This is a genomic window from bacterium, assembly GCA_035281585.1.
In the GTDB taxonomy this organism is placed as follows: Bacteria; UBA10199; UBA10199; order DSSB01; family DSSB01; genus DATEDP01.
Genome location: DATEDP010000023.1, coordinates 21683 through 31479, shown reverse-complemented (window position 1 = coordinate 31479; position 9797 = coordinate 21683). Strand labels below are relative to the sequence as shown.

Annotated in this window: 10 protein-coding genes; 4 read left to right on the top strand and 6 right to left on the bottom strand. The window is 63.0% G+C overall.

Going from position 1 to position 9797, the window contains the following annotated elements:
- Positions 1 to 148 precede the first annotated feature (148 nt).
- From VJR29_01690 to VJR29_01680, 3 genes are read right to left on the bottom strand one after another with little or no spacing between them, the layout of a single operon-like run.
- The gene (locus VJR29_01690; GenBank protein ID HKY62109.1) at positions 149 to 3133 is read right to left on the bottom strand and encodes a diacylglycerol kinase family protein; all 2985 of its coding nucleotides are present in this window, start codon (positions 3131 to 3133) and stop codon (positions 149 to 151) included.
- A 31-nt stretch (positions 3134 to 3164) separates the two neighbouring features.
- Positions 3165 to 3536: a preQ(1) synthase gene (gene queF / locus VJR29_01685; GenBank protein HKY62108.1), complete on the bottom strand. Its 372-nt coding sequence runs from the start codon at positions 3534 to 3536 to the stop codon at positions 3165 to 3167.
- Complete coding sequence (locus tag VJR29_01680; GenBank protein HKY62107.1) at positions 3517 to 4128, bottom strand: PDZ domain-containing protein; 612 nt, start codon at positions 4126 to 4128, stop codon at positions 3517 to 3519. Before VJR29_01680 ends, queF begins: the two co-directional genes overlap by 20 nt.
- A 114-nt stretch (positions 4129 to 4242) precedes the next feature.
- On the opposite strand from VJR29_01680, the gene VJR29_01675 reads away from it, so the two are divergent.
- The 3 genes from VJR29_01675 to VJR29_01665 all read left to right on the top strand — a co-directional run bounded on the left by VJR29_01675 (position 4243) and on the right by VJR29_01665 (position 6204).
- Positions 4243 to 4506 carry a hypothetical protein gene (locus VJR29_01675; GenBank protein ID HKY62106.1) on the top strand — a complete coding sequence of 88 codons (264 nt, stop codon included), beginning with the start codon at positions 4243 to 4245 and terminating at the stop codon, positions 4504 to 4506.
- A gap of 84 nt (positions 4507 to 4590) precedes the next feature.
- Positions 4591 to 5712: a citrate synthase gene (locus VJR29_01670; protein ID HKY62105.1), complete on the top strand. Its 1122-nt coding sequence runs from the start codon at positions 4591 to 4593 to the stop codon at positions 5710 to 5712.
- Positions 5713 to 5850: 138 nt separating this feature from the next.
- Positions 5851 to 6204 (top strand): hypothetical protein, encoded by a 354-nt coding sequence (locus VJR29_01665; GenBank protein ID HKY62104.1) that lies wholly within the window; start codon positions 5851 to 5853, stop codon positions 6202 to 6204.
- Positions 6205 to 6374: 170 nt separating this feature from the next.
- Here the strand turns inward: VJR29_01665 and VJR29_01660 are convergent, their stop codons facing one another.
- The 3 genes from VJR29_01660 to VJR29_01650 all read right to left on the bottom strand — a co-directional run bounded on the left by VJR29_01660 (position 6375) and on the right by VJR29_01650 (position 8786).
- A complete protein-coding gene (locus VJR29_01660) occupies positions 6375 to 7307 on the bottom strand; it encodes a hypothetical protein (protein ID HKY62103.1) in 933 nt (310 codons plus the stop codon).
- Positions 7308 to 7318: 11 nt separating this feature from the next.
- Positions 7319 to 7990 carry a hypothetical protein gene (locus tag VJR29_01655; GenBank protein HKY62102.1) on the bottom strand — a complete coding sequence of 224 codons (672 nt, stop codon included), beginning with the start codon at positions 7988 to 7990 and terminating at the stop codon, positions 7319 to 7321.
- Between the two features lie 67 nt (positions 7991 to 8057).
- Positions 8058 to 8786: a glycosyltransferase gene (locus VJR29_01650; protein HKY62101.1), complete on the bottom strand. Its 729-nt coding sequence runs from the start codon at positions 8784 to 8786 to the stop codon at positions 8058 to 8060.
- A gap of 77 nt (positions 8787 to 8863) precedes the next feature.
- On the opposite strand from VJR29_01650, the gene VJR29_01645 reads away from it, so the two are divergent.
- Positions 8864 to 9772 carry a hypothetical protein gene (locus VJR29_01645; GenBank protein HKY62100.1) on the top strand — a complete coding sequence of 303 codons (909 nt, stop codon included), beginning with the start codon at positions 8864 to 8866 and terminating at the stop codon, positions 9770 to 9772.
- The last annotated feature ends 25 nt before the right edge of the window (positions 9773 to 9797 follow it).

The window sequence follows — 9797 nt, the reverse complement described above, 5'->3', positions numbered from 1 at the left end:
AGCCGAAGCCTCTTCGTGCCGTTAATGGGGTCCGAGGGATCGAAGGAGCGCTGGAGTACTCCGTTTCTTGGGCAGTCGCAGATCCCTTGTGCCCAGTATGGGTATTCGCTTCGCTCAGGATGACGTCGTGGCGTGAAGGCGGACGGGTTTAAGAGGACATGGGTTGCGGAGCCGGGGCGTGAAGCCAGGTTCGGAACTCGCTCTCCACCCCGGAACGCAGGCGGCCGCGGTTGTCGAAGAGGCGGCGGATTTCGGCGGTTTCCTCGATCTCGAGCTGGCCGAGCTGGGCGAGGGCTTGTTGGCTGCGGTAGGCTTGAATCCTGCCTAAGTGGCGGGCCGCTTCCTCCTCGCTCGAAATTAGGCCGCGGAACTCCCGCCTTAAATATGTCGCCGTCTCGCCGAAGCTGGCGTCGCGGCGCAATCGGGGGCCGCCGGCGCAATGCTCGATCTGCTCCAGCATCATCCGCTCGTCCTCGGTCAGCCGAATCTCTTCGCGCAGCAATTCCGACGCCGAGGTCCCCAAAACTTGCGGCAGCCAAACCAAGGCCTCGCGCAAGGCCGCCTCGGTGCTGCGGCTCTGGGCCCGGTCGCCCGACTGGATCGCTTGGCGCAGCGTATTGCCCGAGCCGAAAAGGAAATCGTGGCTGTCGATATAAGCCGAGAGCGAAGGCGCCAAGAGCCGCGGGATCTGGCGCCAGCTCAACGTCCCGATCTCGCCGTTTTGGCGGCGGGCCTCGGCGGCGCGGACGTCGGTCCACAGCTCGTAAGGCGCGTCATCGCCGTAGTGCAGGCGGTGCAGGCCGGTGAAGGCCATGTCGGTGATGAAGCCGGCGGCGAAGGCCCGAGCCGCGAAGCGCATCGGCCGCGACTCCAAAAAACGGCCGGCCCGGGCCGGCGCCAAGAGCTTGGCCAAGTCGGGCGCGAAGAAGGCGGCGGTCGGCGCGTAAGTCCGGAGCGGCGAATCCTCGGGCGCGTCATGCACGATCCGCTCGGCCAGGCGGCTGAAGATCAGGCCTTGGCCCATGCCCCAAGCCGCCCGCGGCAAGAGCGTCGCCAGCGAGAAGCCGCGGGCCAAGAGGCCGCGAGTGAAGCCGGCTTCGATGCCGCTCTGGCGCAGCACCGACTCGTACATCGCGCCGGCCATCGTCGGCCGCTCGATGAAGGTCCACTGAACCAAGCGCTCGCCGGCGATGCGGGCGCTGCGTATCGAAGCCAGATGATAAGGCTGCCGCAAAATCCGGTTGGCGGCCACCTGCCACATCGCATGGGTCGAGGAGTTCACGGCATGCGAGAGATAAACCACGAAGGCGAAGCGCAGCTCGCGCTGCTGCACCGGATCGAGGCCGGCGATGTCGGCCAAGCGTTCGGCGCCGAAGAGCGAGACCAGGCCCATCGCCAGCGGCGGACCGCCGCGCAGCAGGCGCTCCCGGAAGGCCCGGAGGCCCTCGGCGTTGGCGGCCGCCCAGCGCTGGCCGCGCTCGCTCTGCAGCCAATCCTCCAAATGCTCGATGGTCAGGCGCTCGGTGACCATTCGCTCCAGCTGGGCAAAAGTCTCGACGCCCTGGGAGGCGGTGAGCAGGTTCTCGACCCGCTCCGGCGAAATATTGTATTGCCGCATCAGGCGGTGGAGCCGCGGCATCGAGAGGAAAACCGTCCGGACCGTCCGCCGCGTCGGCGTGTTGTCCTCGATCACCGAATTGTCGCCCGGCAAATGAGCCACCATCTGCTGGTCGCTGATCATCGGCGTTTCGCCGCGCACCAGCCAGCTCGCCCGGGCCAAGCGCACCGCCAACGAATTGGGCGCGGCCAATTTGGCGATCGTGAAGGTCGGCGCATGGACCGTGAACTCCGAGATCGGCGGGACGACGTCGCCGTTGCGTTGGGCCGGCACCGGCAAGGGCTGGCTGGCCGCCGGCACCCGGACTTCGGGCCCGGCTCGGCCATGGCGGATCCGCCAATCTTGATAGACCCGGAAGAGATCCCAGATCAGCGTGTCGGGCACGGTGCTCTCGACCTTGATTTGCTCGCCGGGGTTGACCACCCATTGGCGGCGGGGCGTCAGGGTCCAGAGCCGGCTGCGCGGGCCGACCAAGTTGAGGCCGAGGTATTTGGTCAAGAGGCCGCGGCCGATGTACTCGGCCAAGGCGAAGCCGCCGCCCTGGAACATCGGCGGCAAGACCACCACCTTGGTTTCGCCCCAGGCGCCGGGCACGCCGCCGACGCCGGCCAGGATGCGGTTGGGCGTGACGGTGACTTCGGCGCCCGACATGGTTTCGCGGGCCAAAACCTCGCCGGCCATATTGGTGCGGGTCAGCGTGATGTCGACGCCCAGCATGCCGTAGCGGTTGGCGATGGCGTGGGGCAGCAGTCGCAGGTAGCTCCAAAGCCCTTGATTGAAAAATCCGGTCGGGTTGGCTTCGCGGTTCTGCTGGCGGAGGGCGAAGAGGTAGCCCGAGGCCAAGAAGCCCATCGAATGGATGCCGGCCTCGGAGCCGTCGACCACCGGAAAGCGGAAGTTGAGCTCGACCGCCCGCGAAATGAATTGCGGCAAGTCGCGGACGTTCTTGGGCGCGTCCACTTGGACCGCCAAGTCGGCGGCGGTTCCCTTGCGGGCCAGGACGAAGATCGAGCGGCCCTGCCCGCCTTCGGAATCGCGGACCGGATTGGCGCGGGGATCGAAGGAGAGGCCGCTCTGCCGCAGAACCTCGCCGACGGTCTCGCCGATGGTGCCGTCGCCGCCCATCGGCAGGACGAAGAACTTTCTCCCGCCCTGCATGGCCTGGCTGGTGGCATCGCGAATGCGCTGCCGCCTCTGTTCGGCATCGGGCAGGGTTTCGACTGCAATGACCCGGGCGCCGGCCTGGCGCAGGGTCCCAATCAGCGAGGGCAGCTCGCCGTTGACTTGGCCATCGCGGGCCGCCGGATTGAAGACCACGATGATGGTCTCATTGGTCAGGCTGAGGCGCCGGGGGCGAAGGATATGGGTCAACGAAGGCAGGCGGCGCCGGGGCGCCGCTCCGGTCGGATGGACCCGGATATCGACCATGGTCGGATCGGTGCCCGAGACCGTGCGGTCCCCTTCCGGCGTGGCAACCGGTGGAATCCCAGGGGGGCGTATCCGTCCAGGCGTCATGTGGATCCTTTGGTTAGGCTTAAGCGAGGACCTATCGGCCTTCTGTACCTGAAGTTGTGTACCCTACCCGGATGGTCGTATGAATCCCTCCCCGCACGTAGAAATCTCCCAAGATCTCCATTTCCTTCGGCTTCACCGCCGCCACCAAGTCGTCGAGGATCCGATTGGTCACGGCTTCGTGGAAGGCCCCCTCGTTGCGGAAGGACCAGAGATAAAGCTTGAGCGACTTCAGCTCGACGCAGGTCCGGTCCGGAACGTAGCGGATGTGCAGGGTCGCGAAGTCGGGTTGGCCGGTCTTGGGACAAAGGCAGGTGAACTCGGGGCACTCGAATTTAATCTCGTAGTCGCGGCCCGGATAGGGATTGGGAAAGGTCTCGAGCGTTTTATTTGGCTGCGTTGACATCGCCGAAGTCGGTCCTCAAAAATTTCATGAATGATGGCTTGTCGATCTTGCCCTCCTTGAGGGCCTGCAACAGGTTCATCATCGTTTCGCGCTGCTGATCGGTCTTCAAACCCATAATCTTGCTCTTGATCAACTCTTTTTCGGCCGGGGTGAATTGGACGGCGCTGCCTCCCCCGCCGGGCGCCGTCGTGGTCCCGCCGGAAGGCGCCGTCGAACCGCCGGGCGGCGGCACCGCCACCACCGGCCCGCCCGCGATCTGGGCGCGGATCAGCGGAACGTCGCGCAACCCGCCCCCGCCGGTGATCGTCAGCGTCACGGTGCTACCCACCGGTCCGCGGATCTTGTCGGCCAGTTGCTGAAGGCTTTGTCCGGCCACGTCGGCGCCATCGATCTTGAGCAGGCGGTCGCCGCGCCGGATCTTGGCCTTGTCGGCCGGCGATTTGTACGTGACGGTGGTCACGACGATGCCGCCGGGATTTTGTGGATCTTGATCCAGCGCCACTCCGACCCCGCCGAAGGGCTCGGCGGCCTCGGCGCTGCCGAGGTTTCCGATCAAGAGCAAACCCAGCAATATTTTTCGTATTTTGGACATCGCTTTAACTAAATCCCGGCTCGGGCCCTCTTTCAAGACAGACGGCGGGATTGATACCGCCGTTAAAACATCAGGGAAGGGCACCGTACTCCGGCCCTTCCGGGATTGCACATTATGAAAAAAATCCTCTTAGTATCCGCCTTATCCTTGCTCGGCAGCCTGGGCCTGGCGATGACCGCCTCCGACGCCGAGGCCTGCCGTAAAAAACACAGCGCCTATCATTGCCACTGGAAGCATGGCCAACGTCACTGCCACGGCCGCCCCGTCGCCTATTACGGCCCCAAGCCCTACAAAGCCCCAGTGTACTTCGTCGCCGCCCAGGGTCCAACCCCTCAATGTCATTGGTATTTAGGCCGCCAATACTGCACCTTGTATTGACCTAGGTTTTTTTTGCATATTTGAAATACTTGTGGAATAAGGTCGCGCTGTCGTTCACCTTAATTTTAAACAGGTTTTTCGAATATGTCCGAGATTCAAGCAGGCCTGAAAGACGTCGTCGTCGCCAAGAGCGAGATATGTTTCATCGATGGGGATAAGGGCGAGCTCGTCTATGCCGGGATCAATATCCATGAGCTGGCCGAGAACGCCACCTTCGAGGAGGTCGTCTTCCTGCTGCTGAATCGCCGGCTGCCCAACAAGCAGGAGCTGGCCGAGCTGGACAAGAGCCTGAAGTCGCAGCGGAACATCCCCGACGGCGCCCTCCAGGTTTTGAAAATGCTGCCCAAGACCACCGAGCCGATGGACGCGCTGCGCACCACGGTGTCGGCCCTGTCTTCCTACGACCCGACGCCCGAGGACAATTCGATCGAGGCCAGCCGGGTCCGGGTGATCCGGCTGATCGCCCAGCTCCCGACCATCGTCGCCGCCTTCCAGCGGCTGCGCAGCGGCCAGCCGATCGTGGCGCCCAACGACAAGCTCAACACCGCCGCCAACTTCCTCTACATGCTCAAGGGCAAGGAAGCCGATCCGACCAGCAACCGGGTCTTCGACATCGCGCTGATCCTGCATGCCGATCACGGCTTCAACGCCTCGACCTTCGCGGCTCGGGTCACCGCCAGTACGCTCTCCGACGTCTACAGCGCGATCACCACCGCCATCGGCACCTTGAAAGGCCCGCTCCACGGCGGCGCCAACCAGCGGGTGATGGAGATGCTGCTCGAGATCGGCGACAAGGATCCGAGCGCCTACGTCAAGGACTTGCTCGGCCGCCACGAGAAGGTCATGGGCTTCGGCCACCGGGTCTATCGCACCGAGGATCCGCGGGCGACCCACCTCCGCAAGATGAGCCAGCAGCTCAGCCTCGCGACCGGCAATCTCAAATGGTACGAGATGTCGAAGAAGATCGAAGACTACATGATCGAGACGAAGAAGATTAACGCCAACGTCGATTTCTATTCGGCCTCGGTTTATTACACTCTCGGCATCCCGACCGACCTCTTTACCCTGCTCTTCGCCATGAGCCGGATGTCGGGCTGGGGCGCCCATATCCTCGAGCAATACGCCGACAACCGGCTGATCCGGCCCCGCGAGGACTATGTCGGCCCCCAGGACCAGCATTACGTCCCGCTCGAAAAGCGTCCCTAGTTGGTGTAAATTCTTGACTGGCAGATTGTCATCCCGAACGGAGTGAGGGATCCTTGCGGAGTTTTTTTGCTAAAGACCTCCGCAAGGATTCCTCGGCCCTTTGGGCCTCGGAATGACACCTGTTTTCAGGAGGGAACGATGAACATCCGCCAAAAACTCGGCAAATGCCTATTGGGAATCGGCCTTTTGGGCCTCTCGGCCTCGACCGCCTTGGCTTCGGGCGCGGTGGTGGTGGGCCGGCCTTATGGCTATGGATATGGCTATCCCGGTTTTTACCCGCCGCCTTATGCCGGCTATGTCCCGGTGGGCGGGCCGGCTTATGGCTACCCCGTCGGCGGCTATTATTCGCCGAATCCAGCCTTGCAGAACCCGGGCAGCCCTTCCAACCCGGCCGTTCTCAATTACTACATGAACGGCGCACCGATCCCGCCGGGCGCCGTCCGGCCCGATCCGCGCTTCTATGACGGTGGGCAGGATTTTTATTTGTATTAGGTCATCCTGAGCGAAGCGAAGGATCTGCGACTGCCCAAGATACGATGGAATACAAAGCCCCTTCGTCTCCTCGGAGTACCACCGACGAGACGAAGGGGCTTGATTTTCTTTAGAACCTTGATGGGTCGCAGATCCTTCGCTTCGCTCAGGATGACGGCGCCGGCGATAACCTAGTAATCGATGCTCGCGCCGGCGGTGGCCTCGAAGGTCTCGCCGTTCTTCAAGCGGCCCCGGAAGGTCAGCGTGTTGTTGCCCCGGGGCTGGTACTTGATGAAGTCCCAAGCGCCGATGCTCAAGCCGATGTCGGGGATCCCGTTCTTGTTGCGGTCGCCGGTCTTAGCCTTGGCGCCGGAAAGCGGCACCGCGCTCGGTATGGTGAAGTTATTCACCCGGTAGAGCACGACGCTGCTGGTGTTGACGTCGTCCAAGGTCATGCCGCGGGGAGCCTCGAGCAGCACGTCGACCGAGCCCTTGGCGCTGCCCTTCTTGATGTCGACCTTCACGCCCTTGCCGATGATTTCGGCGGCGGCCTTCTTCTCGACGAAAATTTCCTCGGGCTTCTTGGGCTTGCCCCGGACCACGACCTTCTCGTCGAGCGTCGCGGTGTAACGGTCGCCGACCGCCACCGCCGCTTGGCCGCCCTGGCCTTCGACGCTGACGTCGCCGCCGAGCGAGACGCTCTCGCCGCTGACCGCCTCGATCGAGTCGAGCGAGACGATGAGGGTGCCTTTCTTCTTGTCGGACTTCACTTCCTTGACCGTGCCCTTGCCGACCGCGCCGCGGGCGATGACCGGCCGGCCGGCCTTGCCGACGTCCTCATTGGCGGTGAAGTAGACCGTCTCGCCGATGTCGGTAATGCCGCTGCTCAACACCGTCGCCATCTGGACCATGAAGCTCTCGCCGGACTTGACGATCGAAGCCGCCGGAGCCGCCCGCTTCTTGGCCTTGCGAGGCGCTGCCTCGCCGCCGGCCTCGGGAGCCCCGCCACCGCCGTCGCCTTCGGGCTTGATGCTTCCGCCCGGCACCACCACTTGGGAGTAGGCCGGAGCCGCGAACGCGATCAGAAGCAGAGTCAGGAAAAATAAAGAGTAAGGACGACGCATGGCTTCTCCTTTTACTTTTGGGCTTTGCCGCCGCTGAGTTTCTGCAAAATATCCACCGCCAGGTTGAGCGCGTAGCTCGGAGCCTTGCCGACGCTCTCGGGATCGCTGGCCTTGCCGATCTCGCGGTACCACTTGTTCATCCCGCCCATCGACAGGACCAGCAGGCGCAGCCCGCTCTCCGAGAGATTCTTCACTTGATCTTGGATGAGGTAGAGCGTGGCCGGGGCCAGGTACTTGACGTCGAGGTTGTCGGGCTTCAGCTCGAGGCTATGGCCGCCCTTGCCGGCCAGCTCGGCGAAAGCCAGGGTCAGGCTCTGCTCGGCCGGCGCGCCCTGCACCGGCTTCAGCATCGGGTTGCCCTTGATGATGTCGGCCCGGACCATGCCCTGCTCGGTGGCGATCTTGCTGACCGCCCCCTGGACTTGGCCCATCAAGGCCTTGCCGGTGTCGAGGTCCACTTTATTCATGGCCAGAGCGTAAAAGATCAGGGTCGATTCGATTTTAGAGCTTTCCAAGGCCTCGGCCTTGCTGCCGTAATCATTGTAGCTGACCTTGGCTTGGCCATCGGGCGCAAAGACGATCTTGCTGTCGAGGAGGGGCTTGGCGGCCTGGGCCAGCAGGGCTTGAGGCAGCGCCAGAGTAGATAAAAACACAAATAATTTCAAGTAGATGGAACGTCGCATTCGGGCTCCTTGGGGACGAAGGTGGCAATTTTCTAATGGATATACGCGGGATAAGCAACATTAAGGTTTAGTCGTAATAGCCCTTCAGGTGGTTCCATTTGATGCGGAAAACCTCGGCCAGCATCTGAATCGAATCGAGGTGGAGCTTGAGGGTGGAGCCGGCGGAGTGCTCCAGCTTCACCGGGATCCGCTTCAGGTCGAGATTGTGCTTGAAGGAGATGTAGACGATCTCGACGTCGAAGGCGAAGCGGTTCACCCGGGAGCGCCGAAAGATCAGCTCGGCCGCCGGGGCCTTGAAGCCCTTGAAGCCGCATTGGGTGTCCTTGACGCCGGTGATCACTAGCCGGCTGATGAAGGAAGTGAAGACCTTGGAGGCCAGGCGCCGCATCGGGCTTTGCTCGACGTGGTAGACGCTGCCCGGCGCCTGGCGGTCGCCGATCACCAAATCGAAATCCTTGCGCTCCAGGTAATCGAGGCCGAGGCGCAGCGGCTCCATGCCGAAGGGCAGATCGGCGTCGGTGAAGAAACGGTACTCGCCCTTGGCCGCCAGCATCCCGGTGCGCACGGCGTAGCCCTTGCCGCAGTTGGGGCTGTAGCGAATCAGCTGGACGCCGGGGAAGGCTTGACGGATCTCCTCGCTGCGGTCGGTCATCGAACCGTCATCGACCAGGATCAATTCGGAGGAATAGGGCTGGGCTTGGAGGAAGTCCCGGGCGGCCCCCATCCTTTGGAGCAGGCGATCCTGGTCGTTGTAGAACGGAACGATGAGCGAGACCTTGGGCGGAGCCGGTTCCATCCGGCGATACTAAAGGATGGCGGCCTTTCCGCAAAAAAGAATCTGGCGCCAAGCCGGTTTCGGGTTAATAGCAGGCCGTGGCCGCCGCCAAGAAACAGTACTGGATCCTCTTGCCTTTCCTGGTCTTCCTCATTCCCGGTCTGGCCTGTCTCAGCGTCGACGTCTTTAACCGCTACTATCGCCAACTCGGCTCGCCCTTCCTGGCGCCGGGCCTGGGGCTCTTCCTGTTGAGCCTCTTCTTCTTGGTGCAGCGGCGTTGGGCTTATTTCCTGCTGTCCTTTTTGACCCTGGCCTATATCGCAGCCTCGCTGACCTTGGGCCTTTGGGGAGACTTTCGCCGCTCGGCGGTGCCCCAGTGCTACCGCGATTGGTCTTTCAACAGCGTCAACGGCAAGATCAAGCTGCGGAAGCCGGCGGGAAAATCGGCGCCGGCCAGTGGGGCCTACATCACTTGCAGCTTCGCGATGCGGAGTTGGTGGGATTACCTCGACGACCAGCCCAACCTCTGCACCGCCTTCGCCGAGGACTTGCGGGTGACGATGTTCCTCAACGACCAGGACACCGACGGCGGCATTCTGCGCGAGTTTCAGATCAACCAATTCGGGTTGAAAACCAAGAGCCTGCTCGGCGAGCCGCTGGATCGGGGCGCCCTCCGCCTCGCCTACCTGCGCGAGGAGAAGCAATTTCGCCCCGACTATGAGTTGAAGGCGATGTACCAGGTCTACGAGCGCGAGATCACGCCCGGCCACAGCCGGGTGATCGAAAGCTTCTCCCGCGACGGATCGGGCCGGCTGAAGAGCTTCACCGAATCCTCGGCCCTCAACGTGACCTCGAAGGACGTCTTCGCGGTCTACAATTCCCAGGGCCTGCTGACCGAGATCCCGCGCTTAGCCAGCCAAACCTTCGTCTTCCCGGCGCGGATCGACATCACGCGGGTCGAGCGGTATAGGCCGCCGCTGGTGATACGGTATGGGGAGGCGTTGTAGGGGCGACCCTTGCGGTCGCCCGATG

Coding starts and splice junctions, on each gene's coding strand:
- VJR29_01690 (HKY62109.1), bottom strand. CDS start 3,133: ATGACGCCTGGACGGATACGCCCCCCTGGGATTCCACCGGTTGCCACG.
- queF (HKY62108.1), bottom strand. CDS start 3,536: ATGTCAACGCAGCCAAATAAAACGCTCGAGACCTTTCCCAATCCCTAT.
- VJR29_01680 (HKY62107.1), bottom strand. CDS start 4,128: ATGTCCAAAATACGAAAAATATTGCTGGGTTTGCTCTTGATCGGAAAC.
- VJR29_01675 (HKY62106.1), top strand. CDS start 4,243: ATGAAAAAAATCCTCTTAGTATCCGCCTTATCCTTGCTCGGCAGCCTG.
- VJR29_01670 (HKY62105.1), top strand. CDS start 4,591: ATGTCCGAGATTCAAGCAGGCCTGAAAGACGTCGTCGTCGCCAAGAGC.
- VJR29_01665 (HKY62104.1), top strand. CDS start 5,851: ATGAACATCCGCCAAAAACTCGGCAAATGCCTATTGGGAATCGGCCTT.
- VJR29_01660 (HKY62103.1), bottom strand. CDS start 7,307: ATGCGTCGTCCTTACTCTTTATTTTTCCTGACTCTGCTTCTGATCGCG.
- VJR29_01655 (HKY62102.1), bottom strand. CDS start 7,990: ATGCGACGTTCCATCTACTTGAAATTATTTGTGTTTTTATCTACTCTG.
- VJR29_01650 (HKY62101.1), bottom strand. CDS start 8,786: ATGGAACCGGCTCCGCCCAAGGTCTCGCTCATCGTTCCGTTCTACAAC.